General features: G+C 69.9%; 11 protein-coding genes. 8 read left to right on the forward strand and 3 right to left on the reverse strand.

Annotated features, from left to right (window positions below; all coding sequences use genetic code 11):
- Nucleotides 1-26 precede the first annotated feature (26 nt).
- Together ABZ840_RS28245 and ABZ840_RS28250 are read right to left on the reverse strand one after the other, a co-directional pair.
- A complete protein-coding gene (locus ABZ840_RS28245) occupies nt 27-854 on the reverse strand; it encodes a hypothetical protein (protein ID WP_361563678.1) in 828 nt (275 codons plus the stop codon).
- Nucleotides 855-926: 72 nt separating this feature from the next.
- Nucleotides 927-1,238, reverse strand: coding sequence for a hypothetical protein (locus tag ABZ840_RS28250; RefSeq protein WP_361563681.1), 312 nt, complete (start codon nt 1,236-1,238; stop codon nt 927-929).
- 308 nt (nt 1,239-1,546) lie between these two features.
- Between ABZ840_RS28250 and ABZ840_RS28255 the strand changes: the two genes are divergently transcribed.
- From ABZ840_RS28255 to ABZ840_RS28285, 7 genes are all read left to right on the forward strand, one after another.
- Nucleotides 1,547-4,195, forward strand: coding sequence for an ABC transporter substrate-binding protein (locus ABZ840_RS28255; RefSeq protein WP_361563683.1), 2,649 nt, complete (start codon nt 1,547-1,549; stop codon nt 4,193-4,195).
- 149 nt (nt 4,196-4,344) lie between these two features.
- Entirely contained in the window at nt 4,345-6,252 is a 1,908-nt protein-coding gene (gene typA, locus ABZ840_RS28260; protein WP_361563686.1) for a translational GTPase TypA, read from the forward strand.
- 457 nt (nt 6,253-6,709) lie between these two features.
- Nucleotides 6,710-8,338 (forward strand): ABC transporter substrate-binding protein, encoded by a 1,629-nt coding sequence (locus ABZ840_RS28265; RefSeq protein ID WP_361563689.1) that lies wholly within the window; start codon nt 6,710-6,712, stop codon nt 8,336-8,338.
- 141 nt (nt 8,339-8,479) lie between these two features.
- Nucleotides 8,480-9,403 (forward strand): ABC transporter permease, encoded by a 924-nt coding sequence (locus tag ABZ840_RS28270; RefSeq protein ID WP_361563692.1) that lies wholly within the window; start codon nt 8,480-8,482, stop codon nt 9,401-9,403.
- The gene (locus ABZ840_RS28275; protein WP_361563695.1) at nt 9,396-10,322 is read left to right on the forward strand and encodes an ABC transporter permease; all 927 of its coding nucleotides are present in this window, start codon (nt 9,396-9,398) and stop codon (nt 10,320-10,322) included. The genes ABZ840_RS28270 and ABZ840_RS28275 overlap by 8 nt, the downstream gene beginning before the upstream one ends.
- Nucleotides 10,323-10,333: 11 nt before the next feature.
- Nucleotides 10,334-11,371, forward strand: coding sequence for an ABC transporter ATP-binding protein (locus ABZ840_RS28280; protein WP_361563698.1), 1,038 nt, complete (start codon nt 10,334-10,336; stop codon nt 11,369-11,371).
- Nucleotides 11,364-12,425, forward strand: a complete 1,062-nt coding sequence (locus tag ABZ840_RS28285; protein WP_361563701.1) for a dipeptide ABC transporter ATP-binding protein — start codon at nt 11,364-11,366, stop codon at nt 12,423-12,425. Before ABZ840_RS28280 ends, ABZ840_RS28285 begins: the two co-directional genes overlap by 8 nt.
- Before the next feature lie 57 nt (nt 12,426-12,482).
- Here the strand turns inward: ABZ840_RS28285 and ABZ840_RS28290 are convergent, their stop codons facing one another.
- On the reverse strand, nt 12,483-15,137 hold the full coding sequence (locus ABZ840_RS28290; RefSeq protein WP_361563704.1) for a hypothetical protein: 2,655 nt from the start codon (nt 15,135-15,137) through the stop codon (nt 12,483-12,485).
- Nucleotides 15,138-15,202: 65 nt separating this feature from the next.
- On the opposite strand from ABZ840_RS28290, the gene ABZ840_RS28295 reads away from it, so the two are divergent.
- On the forward strand, nt 15,203-15,757 hold the full coding sequence (locus tag ABZ840_RS28295; protein ID WP_361563707.1) for a hypothetical protein: 555 nt from the start codon (nt 15,203-15,205) through the stop codon (nt 15,755-15,757).
- The last annotated feature ends 75 nt before the right edge of the window (nt 15,758-15,832 follow it).

Raw genomic sequence — 15,832 nt, forward strand, 5'->3', positions numbered from 1 at the left:
GGAAATGCGCACCCTTCCTGGGAGCTCTAGAAGAACCGCGGATCGTCGAAGGCCCCGACGGACAGCAGATAGACGTAGAAGTCGGCGGCGGCCACGCTGATCAGCGAGGCCCAGGCCAGCACCGCGTGCCGGGCGTTCAGCCGGCTCACCCAGCCCCACATCCGGTACCGCACCGGATGCTTGGAGAAATGCTTCAGACGCCCGCCGACGATGTGCCGGCAGGAGTGGCAGGAGAGGGTGTACGCCCAGATCAGGGCGATGTTCACGAGGAAGATCAGGGAGCCGAGGCCCATGTGGCCCCAGGCGTAGCTCTCGTCGCGGAAGGCGAGCGCGGTGTCGTACGTCAGTACGCCCGCGACCAGCAGCGCCGCGTAGAAGAAGTACCGGTGGATGTTCTGCAGGATCAGCGGGAGACGGGTCTCGCCGCTGTACTTCTTGTGCGGCTCGGCGACCGCGCACGCCGGGGGCGAGGCCCAGAAGCCGCGGTAGTAGGCCTTGCGGTAGTAGTAGCAGGTCAGCCGGAAGCCCAGCGGGAAGATCAGGATCAGCAGCGCGGGGGACAGGCCCCACCAGCCGCCGAACAGCTCCCAGTTGGGGCCGCCGCGCATGGTCTCGCAGTTCTCCGCGAGGCAGGGGGAGTAGAACGGCGAGACGTAGGGCGCGTGGTAGTAGTCGGCGTTCGCGAACGCCCGCCAGGTCGAGTACACGATGAACGCGAGCAGCCCGGCGGCGGTGCCCGCCGGATAGAGCCACCAGCGCTCGGTGCGCAGGTGGCGGGCGGGGATGGCGGCGCGAGCGGGACCGTGCACCCCGCTCGCGCCGGTTGTCCTTGAAGGTTCGGTACCTGTGGCCAACGTCAAACTCCGTGAGCGGTGGGTGAGTTGGGCTGGGGGGGAGGGGGACGTCCGGACGCGAGCGGGGTGTGCCTACGGGGCCCGGCGGTCGCGTGCGCCCAGCCCCTCGTCCTCGGCGTCGGTCCACAGGGAGGCGTCGTACGGCGCGTCGGGGATGGTGACCATGTCGGACACCGCGCGTCCCGCGGTCGGCGCGGGCCGGTCGGAGGAGTCGGGAGCCATCTGGGCGCGCAGCAGTTCGAGGCTTTCGCGCAGGTGCTCGGTGTCGCTGCGGACCCGGCGGATCTCCAGCCCGCCGCCGACCCGCTGCTCCAGGCGCCCGACCGAGCGGACCAGGTCCTCCAGGCTGCGCTGCACAGCCGTCAGATCATCGTGCAAGGACATGACGAGCCCTCACTTCCGAGGGTGCGGTCGGCAATCTCATGCGCCTGCGAGTGTCGCGCGTCACAGTCGCGGTTGGGAAGGGATAGGGCCGTATTCCGGGTCACGATGGCGCATAGGGGAGCGATGCCGGTCGGTCCGCGCCCCATTGGGCCGACCGGGTGGCCTTGGGAAGTACGGCCGCCGTGTCGCCGCCCCACGCCCCGCGCCGTCGTTTTCAGTGGACGGGCCATAGGTGTGATGAGCCGCAAAGTCGGCCGAATGTGATCAGCGGCGGCGGCGCCGCGCGGGCGAGCCCGGAGGTAACAGAGATGACCGACGACGTCGGACCGCGCGGCATCCAGGGCGGCCGGGCGGCGGGCCGCGGGCGCCGCCGGGTGGCACTCCTCACGGCGGGCGCGCTGCTCCCGCTGCCCCTGATGGCCGGCTGCAGTGGGGACGACGAGCCGGCCGCGGCCGGGGCCGGCAGCCAGGACATCGCCTCCGCCGCCGCGGCGACGCTGCGTGACGGCGGGACGGTCCGCTGGGCCGTGGACGAGCTGCCCGGTACCTTCAACGCCTTCCAGGCCGACGCCGGGCAGAGCACCGACACCGTGGCGGGCGCCGTCCTCCCCGCGCTGTTCACCGTGGACGCCAACGGCGTACCGCAGCGCAACCCCGACTATCTCCGGGCCGCCGAGGTCACCCAGCGTGAGCCGAAGCAGATCGTGAAGTACACGATCGATCCTGAGGCACGGTGGAGCGACGGGCGGCGGATCTCCGCGGCCGACTTCGCCGCCCAGTGGAAGGCGCTGCGCGGCAAGAACGCCGCCTACTGGACCGCGCGCAACGCCGGCTACGACCGGATCGAGAAGGTCAGGCCCGGAAAGTCCGGCGAGGTCGAGGTGGTGTTCGCCCGGCCGTACGCCGACTGGCCGTCGCTCTTCACCCCGCTGTACCCGAAGAGTGTGATGGGCAGCCCGGCGGCGTTCAACGACGGCGCGCGTTCCCGGCTCGCGCCCTCCGCCGGGCCGTTCCGGGTACGGACGAAGGACGGCCGGAAGGACACCCTCACCCTCGTACGGAACACGAAGTGGTGGGGCGGCCGGGCCCGGCTGAAGAAGATCGTGCTCACCGAGGTGCCCGCGGCGAAACGGGCGAAGGCGCTGGCCGAGGGCCGGATCGACGTCGCGGACGTCGACCGCGGCACCGCCAAGGAGATCACCACGGCGCGCGGCACGAACCAGCAGGCCGCCGTCGGGGACGACGCCCCGCGCGGCGCCGTCTCCTCCGACGCGCTGCGCCACCAGGCGCAGGCCCGCGGCAGCGAGTCCGAGCGCACGGCGGAGCGGGAGCGCCGCGCGGAGGCGGCCGCCGCCGCTGCCCGCCGCGCTCACCTGCGCGACTACACCGTCCACCGCGCCCTGTCGCCCTCCTTCACCCAGCTCGCCCTCAACGGCAGCACCGGGCCGCTCACCGACGAGCGGGTCCGCCGCGCCGTGGCCCGCGCCATCGACCGCACGGCGCTGGCGAAGGAGGTGCTGGGCCCGCTCCGGCTGCCCGCCGCGCCGGTCGGCAGCCACCTGCTGCTCGCCGGGCAGCCCGGGTACCGCGACAACAGCGGCGCGCTGGGCGGCCAGGACACCGACGCGGCCCAGGCCCTGCTGGCCGAAGCGGGCTGGCGGATGCCGGAGGCGGGCGGCGAGGAGAAGACCGACGCGCAGCCCGGCGAGCGGGAGGCGGGCCGGGGCCGGGCCGACGCGGACACCGGCCGGTCCGACGGCGAGAACGGGCAGCCGGGCCCGCAGAACGGGGCCGGACGGGCGCACAGCGGCCCCGGCCGCGCCAACCCCGACCGGCCCGCCGCGACGGCCCCCGTCACGCTCACCACGCTGACCGGCGCCGGCTCGGCGGGCGTCCAGCGGGCCGCCCTGCTGCGGCAGAGCGCGACGCTGTACGACACGGCGGCGCGTGCGGAGCGGCGGCGCGCCCTGGGCGACCGCGGGTCGGCCGCGTACGCCGCGTACGAGCGGGCGAGCGGCCGCGCCGCGGACGCCTGGGACGAGGCCGACGTCCTGGCGGAGGCCGCCCGGCAGCAGACCACCGCGCTGGCGGCGGGCTGGGACGACACCAAGCCCGGGGCAGGCCGGGACGTCGCCGGCACCGGCCCGGCCGGCCCGCTCAGCGCCGTCCAGGCCCGCGAGGCCGCGGCCGCCGCCGAGCGGAACCGGCTCGCGGCAGACGCGGAGCGTACGGACCGGGAGCACGCCCAGGCCGCCGAGGACGAGAAGGCGCCCGCCGAGGAGCGGGCCGTCCGGGCCGGGATGGACGTTCCGGGCGCGGCGGACGCGCCCGGAGGGGACGCCGGGGACAAGGACGGCAAGGCCGCCGAGCACGGCCGGCAGGCGCGCGGCCAGGACGACGCGGCGGCCGGCCGGAGCAGCGTTTTCGTGAAGAAGGACGGCCGGCCGCTGATGCTGCGCTTCGTCCTGCCCGACGGCCCCGGCACGGCCCAGCTGCGGACGGTCGCCGACCGGATCTCGGACATGCTGATGAAGATCGGCGTACGGACGACCGTCCAGAAGGTGGCCGACAAGAGCTACTTCCAGGACCACATCGCGTCCGGCGACTACGACCTGGCGCTCTACTCCTGGCCGGGCAGCGCCTACCCGGCCACAGATGCCCGGCCCATCTACGCCAAGCCGCGGCCCGCGGCGGACGGCTCGCTGACCGTCGAGCAGAACTACACCCGGGTCGGCACGGACCGGATCGACCAGCTCTTCGACCAGGCCTCCGCCGAGCTGGACCCCGAGGCGGCGCGGGATCTCGTCGCCCAGGCGGACCAGCGGATCTGGGCCGCCGCCGGGTCGGTCCCGCTGTACCGGCAGCCGCAGCTCGTCGCGGCCAGGTCCGATCTGGCCAATGTGGGCGCCTTTGGCTTCGCGACGCCCAGGTATCAGGACATCGGCTACAAGAAGTAGCAGGTCAGCGCGGGTGCGAACGGGCTGGGGCGGCTGTTGCCGCGCCAGCCCCGTACCATGGGGTGAGGCCGTGGCGTGATGATGCCCGGCGGGCGCGCGTGCCGGACCGTACGCGCCGTCATCCACAATCCGGGAGAAGCGCCGCAAGTATGCCCACGCGCCACGACATTCGTAACGTCGCCATCGTCGCCCACGTCGACCACGGCAAGACCACCCTTGTCGACGCCATGCTCAAGCAGGCGGGAGCCTTCGCCGCGCACGCCGCCGAGAACCTCGACGAGCGCATGATGGACTCCAACGACCTGGAGCGTGAGAAGGGCATCACGATCCTCGCCAAGAACACGGCGGTGAAGTATCACCCCAAGAGCGGCGGGGACCCGATCACGATCAACATCATCGACACCCCCGGCCACGCCGACTTCGGCGGCGAGGTCGAGCGCGGTCTGTCGATGGTCGACGCGGTCGTCCTCCTCGTGGACGCCTCCGAGGGCCCGCTGCCGCAGACCCGCTTCGTGCTGCGCAAGGCGCTGGCCGCGAAGATGCCGGTCATCCTGTGCATCAACAAGACCGACCGCCCGGACTCCCGGATCGCCGAGGTCGTCGACGAGACCTACGACCTCTTCCTGGACCTGGACGCGGACGAGGACCAGATCGAGTTCCCGATCGTCTACGCCTGCGCCCGTGACGGCGTCGCCTCGCTGACCAAGCCGGAGGACGGCACCGTCCCGTCCGACAGCACCAACCTGGAGCCGTTCTTCACCACGCTCCTGGAGACCGTTCCGGCCCCCGAGTACGACGAGGCCGCGCCGCTGCAGGCCCACGTCACCAACCTCGACGCGGACAACTTCCTCGGCCGTATCGCGCTGCTCCGCGTCGAGCAGGGCGAGCTGCGCAAGGGCCAGACCGTCGCGTGGATGAAGCGCGACGGCTCGGTCCAGAGCGTGCGCATCACCGAGCTGATGATGACCGAGGCGCTCACCCGCAAGCCGGCCGAGGTGGCGGGCCCCGGTGACATCTGCGCCGTCGCCGGTATCCCCGACATCATGATCGGCGAGACGCTGGCCGACCCGGAGAACCCGGTCGCGCTGCCGCTGATCACGGTCGACGAGCCCGCGATCTCGATGACCATCGGCACGAACACCTCGCCGCTGGTCGGCCGCGGCGGCACCGGCAAGGGCGCGGACGCCAAGGCCGCGGTCAAGGACCGCAAGGTCACCGCGCGCCAGGTGAAGGACCGCCTGGAGCGCGAGCTGATCGGTAATGTCTCGCTGCGCGTGCTGGACACCGAGCGCCCCGACGCCTGGGAGGTGCAGGGCCGCGGTGAGCTGGCGCTGGCCATCCTGGTCGAGCAGATGCGCCGCGAGGGCTTCGAGATGACCATCGGCAAGCCGCAGGTGGTCACCAAGGAGGTCGACGGCAAGACCTACGAGCCGACCGAGCGCATGACCATCGACGTGCCCGAGGAGCACATGGGCGCGGTCACGCAGCTCATGGGTGTCCGCAAGGGCCGGATGGACAACATGTCCAACCACGGCTCCGGCTGGGTCCGCATGGAGTTCATCGTGCCCTCCCGCGGTCTGATCGGCTTCCGTACGGAGTTCCTGACCAACACCCGCGGTACGGGCATCGCGCACTCGATCCACGAGGGCCACGAGCCCTGGTTCGGCACGCTGACGACCCGTAACAACGGTTCGCTCGTCGCCGACCGCTCCGGTGCCGTCACCGCCTTCGCGATGACCAACCTCCAGGAGCGCGGCGTGCTGTTCACCGAGCCCGGCACCGAGGTGTACGAGGGCATGATCGTCGGCGAGAACTCGCGCTCCGACGACATGGACGTGAACATCACCAAGGAGAAGAAGCTCACCAACATGCGCTCCTCCTCGGCCGACACCTTCGAGGCGATCGTGCCGCCGCGCAAGCTCTCCCTGGAGCAGTCGCTGGAGTTCTGCCGCGACGACGAGTGCGTCGAGGTCACCCCGGAGGCCGTGCGCATCCGCAAGGTGAACCTGGACGCCCGCGAGCGCGCCCGCGCCGCCTCGCGCGCCAAGCACAACTGACGCAACTGACGCCCGCAGGGCCCCAGTAGAGCGACGGAGCGCCCCGCCGGACTTCCTGTCCGGCGGGGCGCTTTCGTACGCGGAGAGGGTCACTTACCGCACATGTTTGGTGACGTCAAGACGCCGCGGGTCGTCGACCACCCCGCCGAGCGTCCGGAAAATGGACACAAGGGAGCCGCCGGTCGGCGGGAGGTCCGTTTTTTGCCCGTCTGGATGGATTGTTTTGTCCGGATTCCGAACGAGGGTCACCGCGATGTGACCAAAAAGTAACCAGCAACTCGTGGCTAATGGGGCGAACGTGACTGAGGATGGGGGCTATTGAGCTCGGGTCAATGGGTCACGCGCTGTGAAAGGCGCCGACTCACGAGCATCGGGGGCTGGTCGCGCGCTGTCAGGGGTGTCAGCGGACGACCGGCTCCTTTCCATGTCAAGAATGGACTCATGAGGAGGCAGTCCCATGCGCGGTGCCAGAAGCGCCACTTGGGTCGCAGGAGCGATAGCCGTGGCCCTGGGGGTTTCGGCGTGCGGCGGCAGCAGCGACAGCGCGGGCTCGGAAGCCGGCGTCGTACGGGCAGCGTGGGGCGACCCGCAGAACCCGCTGGAGCCCGCCAACACCACTGAGGTGCAGGGCGGCAAGGTCCTCGACATGATCTTCGCCAACCTGAAGAGCTACGACCCGAAGACCGGCGAGGCCAACAACGACGCCGCCGAGTCCATCGACACCAAGGACCAGCAGACCTTCACCATCAAGGTGAAGAAGGGGCTGAAGTTCTCCAACGGCGAGGCCGTCACCGCCAAGTCCTTCGTGGACGCCTGGAATTACGGTGCGCTCGCCACCAACCAGCAGAAGAACAGCTACTTCTTCTCCGACATCGAGGGCTACGACAAGGTCGCGCCGGCCGAGGGCAAGCCGACCGCCAAGACCCTCTCCGGGCTGAAGGTCGTCGACGACCACACCTTCACCGTCAAGCTCACCCAGAAGATGTCGACCTGGCCGACGCGCCTGGGCTACAAGGCCTTCGCGCCGCTGCCCGAGAAGTTCTTCACCGACCACAAGGGCTACCTCGACAAGCCCGTCGGCAACGGCCCGTACAAGGTCGACTCGTACTCCAAGGGCTCGCAGATGAAGCTCGTGCCGAACCCGGAGTACAAGGGCGACGACAAGCCGGCGAACAAGGGCGTCCTGCTGAAGGTCTACACGGACTCCAACACCGCGTACTCCGACCTCCAGGCCGGCAACCTCGACGTGCTCGACAGCCTGCCCGCCGAGCAGATCAAGAACGCCAAGACCGACCTGCAGGGCAACTACGTCTCGCAGCCGGCCGGCATCGTGCAGACCGTCAGCTTCCCGCTGGACAAGGGCGCCTGGAGCAAGAAGGGGATGGAGAAGGTCCGCAAGGGCATCTCCATGGCGATCGACCGCAAGACGATCACCGAGAAGATCTACCACGGCACCCGCACCCCGGCGACCGACCTCACCTCCCCGGTGCTCGGCGACGCCAACGGCTACTCCAAGGACATCTGCGGCGACGCCTGCGCGTACAACCCGACCGAGGCCAAGAAGCTCATCAAGGAGGGCGGCGGCCTCCCCGGCGGGAAGATGACCATCAGCTACAACGCGGACAAGGACTCCCACAAGGAGTGGGTGGACGCGGTCTGCAACAGCGTCAACAAGGTGCTGGGCGACGACAAGGCGTGCGTGGGCAACCCCGTGGGCACCTTCGCCGACTTCCGCACCCAGATCACCAAGGGTGAGATGACCAGCGGCTTCCGTGCCGGCTGGCAGATGGACTACCCGCAGATCGAGAACTTCCTGACGCCGCTGTACGGCACCGGTGCCTCCTCCAACGACTCGCACTGGAGCAGCAAGGAGTTCGACGGCCTCCTGAAGAAGGCCGCCGCCGAGCCCGACACCAAGAAGGCCACCAAGACCTACCAGGACGCCGAGAAGCTGGTCCTGGACGACATGGTCGCCATCCCGCTCTGGTACCAGAACGGCGTCGCCGGCTGGTCCCAGAACGTCTCCGACGTGACGCTCGACCCCTTCAGCGTGCCGGTCTTCTCCGACATCAAGGTCAAGGGCTGACCCGTCCGACGCATGAGCCCCTGAGCGGGGCCCAGTAATTCCGACCGCTCACGGCGGCAGGGGACGGCCGGCCGCCCGCGGCCTCGCACACGAGGCCGCGGGCCCGGCCGTGCCCGCGTCGGCGCATATCTGGAGGACCACATGGGGCGCTACGTCGTGCGACGACTGCTCCAGATGGTGCCCGTCTTCATCGGCACCACTTTCCTGATCTTCGTCATGGTCTACGCGCTCGGCGACCCCGTCGCGGCCATGTTCGGAGACCGGACCCCCGACCCGGCCACCGCCGCCCAGATCCGGGAGTCCCTGCACCTGAACGACCCGCTGTGGAGCCAGTACCTGCAGTACATGGCGGGCATCTTCCAGGGTGACTTCGGCATGGCCTTCAACGGCCGGCCCGTCATCGAGCTGATGGGGGACGCCTTCCCCAACACCATCCAGCTCACCCTGGTCGCCTTCGCCATCGAGCTGGTGGTGGGCGTCACGCTCGGCGTCATCGCCGGCATGCGCCGCGGCCGCCTGATCGACACCGGCGTGCTGGTGCTCACGCTGATCGTGATCTCCATCCCGACCTTCGTCACCGGCTACCTGCTGCAGTACTTCGTCGGCGTGAAGTGGGGCCTCGCCTCCCCGTCGGTCTCCGCCGACGTGCGGTTCGACGAGCTGATCCTGCCCGGCATCGTCCTCGCGGGCGTCTCGCTGGCGTACGTGGCACGGCTCACCCGTACGTCCATCGCGGAGAACATCCGCTCCGACTACATCCGCACCGCCACCGCCAAGGGTCTGCCGCGCCGCCGCGTGATCAGCGTGCACCTGCTGCGCAACTCCCTGATCCCCGTCGTCACCTTCCTCGGCACCGACATCGGCGGCCTGATGGCCGGCGCCATCGTCACCGAGCGGATCTTCAACCTCCAGGGCGTCGGCTACCAGCTCTACCAGGGCATCCTGCGGCAGAACGCGCCGACCGTGGTCGGCTTCGTGACCGTGCTCGTGGTCGTCTTCCTCGCCGCCAACCTGCTCGTCGACCTGCTCTACGCGGTCCTGGACCCGAGGATCCGGTATGCCTGACGTGATCGACCCCACGGCCCACGCCCAAGCCGCCGTCGCGGCCTCCGAAGTCGTGCGGGACCAGCAACAGGACAAGGCCCGCTCCCTCTGGGGCGACGCCTGGCGGGACCTGCGGCGCAACCCGATCTTCTACATCTCCGCCGTTCTGATCCTCTTCCTGGTCGTCGTCTCGATCTGGCCGAGCATCATGACGAGCACCAGCCCGTACGCCTGCGACGTGTCCAAGTCGGCACAGGGCGCGGCCCCCGGCCACCCCTTCGGCTTCGACAAGCAGGGCTGCGACGTCTACGCGCGTACGGTCCACGGCGCCCGCGCCTCCGTCACCGTCGGCATCTGCACCACCCTGCTCGCCGCCGTCATCGGCTGCGTCATGGGCGGCCTCGCCGGCTTCTTCGGCGGCTGGTGGGACGCGCTGCTCTCCCGGATCGGCGACATCTTCTTCGGCATTCCGATCCTGCTCGGCGGCATCGTCTTCCTGTCCGTCGTCAAGGGCGGCTCGATCTTCACCGTCGTGCTGCTGATGGCGGTGCTCGGCTGGCCGCAGATCGCCCGTATCGCGCGCGGCGCGGTGATCACCGCCAAGCAGCAGGACTACGTGCAGGCGGCCCGCGCGCTCGGCGCGTCCACCCCGCGCATGCTGCTCCGGCACATCGCCCCGAACGCCCTCGCGCCGGTCATCGTCGTGGCGACCATCGCGCTCGGTACGTACATCTCGCTGGAGGCCACCCTGTCGTTCCTCGGCGTCGGCCTGAAGCCGCCGACGGTCTCCTGGGGCATCGACATCTCCCAGGCCGCCACCCAGATCCGCAATGCCCCGCACACCCTGCTGTACCCGGCAGGTGCGCTGTCGCTTACGGTGCTGGCGTTCATCATGCTCGGCGACGCGGTGCGCGACGCCCTCGACCCCAAGCTGCGCTGAGGGAGGCGTACGTGACCACCACCGAGAAGACCGCGGCCGTTCCCGAGCCGCGGACGCCGGAAGCGGCCGGAACGCCGCTGCTCCAGGTCCGTGACCTGCACGTCGAGTTCCACACCCGGGACGGCGTCGTGAAGGCCGTCAACGGCGTGAACTACAGCGTCAGCGCCGGCGAGACACTCGCCGTGCTGGGCGAGTCCGGCTCCGGCAAGTCCGTGACAGCGCAGGCGATCATGGGCATCCTCGACATGCCGCCGGCGAAGATCCCGCAGGGCGAGATCCTCTTCCGCGGCCAGGACATGCTGGCGATGTCCGGCGAGCAGCGCCGCAGGATCCGCGGCGCGAAGATCGCCATGATCTTCCAGGACGCGCTGTCGTCCCTGAACCCGGTGCTCTCCGTCGGCTACCAGCTCGGCGAGATGTTCCGCGTCCACCAGGGTCTGTCCAAGAAGGACGCGAAGGCCAAGGCCGTCGAGCTGATGGACAAGGTGAAGATCCCGGCGGCGAAGAACCGCGTCGGGGACTACCCGCACCAGTTCTCCGGCGGTATGCGCCAGCGCATCATGATCGCCATGGCGCTGGCCCTGGAGCCGGACCTGATCATCGCCGACGAGCCCACCACGGCCCTCGACGTGACGGTCCAGGCCCAGGTCATGGATCTGCTCGCGGAGCTCCAGCGCGAGTACAACATGGGTCTGATCCTGATCACCCACGACCTCGGCGTGGTCGCCGACGTCGCCGACAAGATCGCGGTGATGTACGCCGGCCGGATCGTCGAGAACGCTCCCGTGCGCGAGCTGTACAAGAACCCCGCGCACCCCTACACCCGCGGCCTGCTGGACTCCATCCCGCGCCTGGACCAGAAGGGCCAGGAGCTGTACGCGATCAAGGGTCTGCCGCCCAACCTGCTGAACATCCCCGGCGGCTGCGCCTTCCACCCGCGCTGCCCGAAGGCCCAGGACGTCTGCCGTACGGAGATCCCGGCCCTGGCCACGGTCGCCGACGACCGCGGCAGCGCGTGCCACTTCTGGAAGGAGACGCTCCATGGCTGAGCAGTCCGCCGAGCAGGCCGCGGGCGACCGCGAGCCCATCCTCCAGGTCCGCAACCTGGTCAAGCACTTCCCCCTCACGCAGGGCGTGCTGTTCAAGAAGCAGGTCGGCGCGGTCAAGGCGGTCGACGGGATCTCCTTCGACCTGTACCGGGGCGAGACGCTGGGCATCGTCGGCGAGTCCGGCTGCGGCAAGTCCACCGTCGCCAAGCTGCTGATGAACCTGGAGCGGGCGACCGCGGGCGAGGTCTTCTACAAGGGCGAGGACATCACCAAGCTGTCCGGCCGTGCCCTGAAGGCCGTCCGCCGCAACATCCAGATGGTGTTCCAGGACCCGTACACCTCGCTGAACCCGCGCATGACGGTCGGCGACATCATCGGCGAGCCCTTCGACATCCACCCCGAGGTGGCCCCGAAGGGCGACCGGCGGCGCAAGGTCCAGGAGCTGCTGGACGTGGTCGGCCTCAACCCCGAGTACGTCAACCGGTACCCGCACCAGTTCTCCGGCGGCCAGCGCCAGCGCATCGGCATCGCCCGCGGCCTCGCGCTCAACCCGGAGATCATCATCTGCGACGAGCCGGTCTCGGCCCTGGACGTCTCGGTCCAGGCCCAGGTGATCAACCTGATGGAGAAGCTCCAGGACGAGTACGAACTCTCCTACCTCTTCATCGCCCACGACCTGTCCATCGTCCGGCACATCTCCGACCGCGTCGGCGTGATGTACCTGGGCCGGATGGCCGAGATCGGCACCGACGAAGAGATCTACGAGCACCCGACGCACCCCTACACCCAGGCGCTCCTCTCGGCCGTCCCGGTCCCCGACCCGGAGGTCAGCGGCGCCCGCGAGCGCATCATCCTCAGCGGCGACGTCCCCTCCCCGGCCAACCCGCCCTCCGGCTGCCGCTTCCGCACCCGCTGCTGGAAAGCCCAGGACAAGTGCGCCGAGGAAACCCCCCTCCTCGCCATCCCCACCCCCTTCAAGAACACCGACTCCCCGGCGGCCCACCACTCGGCCTGCCACTTCGCCGAAGAAAAAGACGTGGTCGGAGCAGCCTGACCGCCCTACCCCGCCCCCCGAAGGCGCCCGAAGCATTCACGCTCCGGGCGCCTTCGCCTATCGCCGCCGTCCGCCTCCCTGTTCGGGTCCGCCGGGCCGCTGCGGGGGGACCTGTGGCCGAGAGGCCCCCGGCTTGGGAGAGTTACGGGGCTGCGCGGTGAACGACCGGCCTCCACCGCCGGACCGGCTCTTGGCAGCCTTGGCCACCGACCGGTTCGGCTGCTGAGCCGGGGTGCCGCCGGCGGAGTGCCGGGCAGCGGGGGCCGTGCTTTCGGCGCTCGGGGCCGGGCCCACCCACCGTTCGGGCACCTGGGATGCCTGGGTCACCGTTCCCGCCGCCCGGGCGCGGGCGTATGCCGCGCTCTGGTGGGCGACGGGCGCGAACCCGGGAGCGGCGTTCGCACTCTCGGAAGGGACCTGCCGCACCCCCATGGCACCCAGCTTGACCACGGTCTGCTGGTCGAAGACCTCTCGCGGCAGCTGCCAGGACGCCGCGCCGGTCACGTTCACCCGGTGTTCCCTGCCGTCCACCGGGAAGGTCAGCCCGTACCCCAGGTACTGCTGGTGTTCGTCGAAGAGCAGCGTCCCCCGGACCTCGGCACCCGCGTCGCGCACGCGCTCCGCGAGTTCCCGGGTGGCCGGCGGTAACGGATTCGTACGGCCGAGGCTGGCGACGTACCCGTCGGCGACCACCGCCGTCATATTGCCGTTCTCGTCCTTGAACGGCACCCGGAAGAGTGGCTTCCCGTCGGGTCCCGGCACGGTCTCGACCGCGCCCAGCCGGGTCTGCTTGATGTCGAGCCGGCCGCTCGTCATGTACGGAGAATCCTCGTGCGTCATCTCCAGGTACTGCACCTGGTGGTGGAGCGCGGGCGGGGCCTCGCCGCCCATGATGGTGACGCGCGCGTCCGGGTTCTCGCGCAGGATGATCTCGGCGTTGGCGACGCCGGTACCGCCGGAGCCGGCGACGATCCAGTGCTGGGCCGCCCGCGGATCGAAGCGGTTGTCGGCGACCTCGTCACCCAGCAGGGCGCGGCCCGGGGCCGCGGCACGCGCCTCTTCCCACTTCTGCGTCGCCTCCAGCGTCTGGAAGCAGTCACGTATGGCCCTGTCGTCCCCCAGCTGCTGCCGGATACCGGCCGCGTCCAGCACCCCGAGCACATCCGCCGCCCGGCCGCCCGAACGCTCCGTGTGAAGCAGCTGTTGCCGGACGGCCGCCGCACTCCGGGGGTCCACTCCCGCCAGCCCCTGTATGCGCTCGTCCAGAACACGAACGGCTTCGCCGAGACTCTCCACCCCTCGCAGACCTTCACTGGGGCTGTCCCGCGCGACGCCCGGCACCACCTCCGGCGTCAGGCCGGTGGCGATGATCGGCGCCCCGTCCACCTCGACACCGATGTGCCCGCCGCCGCTCTGGGGCTGGATCCGGACGACGAGTCTGCCGTCCGCGTCCACGCTCAACCGGCCGTACCCGTCCACCACCGGGCCCCGCACGGCCAGCTCGTCCTCCCAGGCGCGGGCCGCCTCGATCGGCACCCGTCCCGTGGGCGCGGTGTACGTGTGAGGGTCCTCCAGCCCTGCCTGCGCCATGTCCCGTGTCTGGTCGGCGGACTGCACGATGCCGGCGCCGGGATCCAGGTGCCACCGGCCGCGCGCGTCGATGAGCAATGCGTCGGGATCCCGCCCCGTCAGGCTGGCCCCGCCACCGATGATCACCTTCTGCGGTGGCGCCCAGCCGCCGTGCCGCAGCGCCGCGTCCCGCAACTGCTCCTCGGTGACGACGGTCCTCTCGGTACGCGCTGCCGCCCAGGCGGCGGCCTTCTCGCTCAACCGGCTCTGCGGCAACGGCAGCCCGTTCGCGTCGAGTCCGGGCAGCGGCACCGTAACGGACTGCCCGCCGACGAACGCCGCCACCCGCGTGGCACCCCGCGCCTCGGCCTCCGCCCGACGGTATGCGCTGAGCGCGGAGGCGTCGGCGGGGGAGAGGTGTTCGATGGGGCGGGCGAGTTCGCGCATGAGTCGCTTGGCCTGCGCCGACATATGGGGTGTCGCGTAATCGACGCGGATGTCCGCCGCGTCGGCTTCCCGTGCGACAGCCTCTGAGGCGTCGAGAGGCTGCGTCGGGCGAAGTCCGCATCGGTCGATCAGAGCGGAGAATGCCGTACGTGCCTGTTCCTGCTGCCCTGCCTCGGGTGTTGTACTGAAATGCCGCTCGGCCAACCAGTTCAGCTGGCCGATCTGTCCCCGGTCGGTGGCCGACAGGGTGCGGTCCACAGGCAGTTCCGGACCGCGCTGCAGCATGTCATTCATGACGGGGGCAAGCCCCGCGGCGGATCGCTCGCGGCAGGCGAGGAATTCACCGGTGCCATGCGAAAGCACTCGTCCCAGTTCGTTGAGCGGCACGCGGTCCGACACATGGATCATGTAGTGGTCGGACGTCGTGTTGACCAGCGTGCGCGCGACCATGCCGCCCGGGAGCGGCACTGCGTCCACCCAGACGGAGATCTCTTTGCCGGCTTCGTTCTGCGCGAGGAAGTACTTGCGGGGGTTCCTCTCGTCGGTCGACGTGAAGTCGCCCTGGTATCGGCCGACATGCTGCAGTACTTGCGGCAACAGCTGCTCGGCGGCCTCGAGCAGATCACGCTGACGTTCCCATGACCCCGACTGCTCGGGCATGCTCAGCAACAGCCTGGGATCGTATGCCCCGTCCACGCGCTCTCCCCCTGGTGACCTCAAGTCCCCTACGGTCGTGTGCGGCAGCGTATAAGGTCGTGATCATGCTGATAGCGCGTTCGTCACTGGAAGCTCACTTGTACATGGATCTGCACCCGTGCGAGTGCGGTGTGGCGGACTTCGCGCGGCAGCACAGTCTTCAGCAGCAGGGCGGTGCGATGGTGTCGGTGTACGAGGGTGTATGCGCCGGGTGTGGCCGTCAGCGCCGTTTCGTCTTCGAGATGGTCGATGAGCTGCCGCCTCCTCCGCCGGCCTTTGGCGGTCCGGAGCCGTCCCGGATCATTGACCCGGGGCAGTTCTTTGATGTATCCAACCGGATTTCCACGCGAATCGGACCACTTCTGTTGGAGACTCCGGAAGGCGAGCGGCGCAAGCACCGGCCTGCGGTGGCGTACTCGCTCGCCGCCGTGGAAGAGGTGCTGAAGTTCTTTCCCGACGGACAGGACAGGATCCCGGCGAGCGCTTTTACGTCGGAGCTGGGTAAGGCGCTCTATGCGAAGGATCCGGAAGATTTCTCCCGCGACCTGATCGAGTTCAACATCGAGCGCAAGCGCCGAATCCTCGCCGGCATCGACCGAGTCAGCCCGCCCCAGCCCTGACCCTCCCCCTCACTGGTCCATCCGGGTGCAGCGCCCGGGAGAGTGTCTGCTCTCCCGGGCGCTGTGTCGTTCTGT

Source organism: Streptomyces sp. NPDC047117 (genome assembly GCF_040643545.1).
In the GTDB taxonomy this organism is placed as follows: Bacteria; Actinomycetota; Actinomycetes; order Streptomycetales; family Streptomycetaceae; genus Streptomyces.

What these genes read in the sequence shown, in the direction of transcription:
- ABZ840_RS28250 (WP_361563681.1), bottom strand. Translation starts at nt 1,238, where the DNA reads ATGTCCTTGCACGATGATCTGACGGCTGTGCAGCGCAGCCTGGAGGAC.
- ABZ840_RS28255 (WP_361563683.1), top strand. Translation starts at nt 1,547, where the DNA reads ATGACCGACGACGTCGGACCGCGCGGCATCCAGGGCGGCCGGGCGGCG.
- typA (WP_361563686.1), top strand. Translation starts at nt 4,345, where the DNA reads ATGCCCACGCGCCACGACATTCGTAACGTCGCCATCGTCGCCCACGTC.
- ABZ840_RS28265 (WP_361563689.1), top strand. Translation starts at nt 6,710, where the DNA reads ATGCGCGGTGCCAGAAGCGCCACTTGGGTCGCAGGAGCGATAGCCGTG.
- ABZ840_RS28270 (WP_361563692.1), top strand. Translation starts at nt 8,480, where the DNA reads ATGGGGCGCTACGTCGTGCGACGACTGCTCCAGATGGTGCCCGTCTTC.
- ABZ840_RS28275 (WP_361563695.1), top strand. Translation starts at nt 9,396, where the DNA reads ATGCCTGACGTGATCGACCCCACGGCCCACGCCCAAGCCGCCGTCGCG.
- ABZ840_RS28285 (WP_361563701.1), top strand. Translation starts at nt 11,364, where the DNA reads ATGGCTGAGCAGTCCGCCGAGCAGGCCGCGGGCGACCGCGAGCCCATC.
- ABZ840_RS28295 (WP_361563707.1), top strand. Translation starts at nt 15,203, where the DNA reads ATGCTGATAGCGCGTTCGTCACTGGAAGCTCACTTGTACATGGATCTG.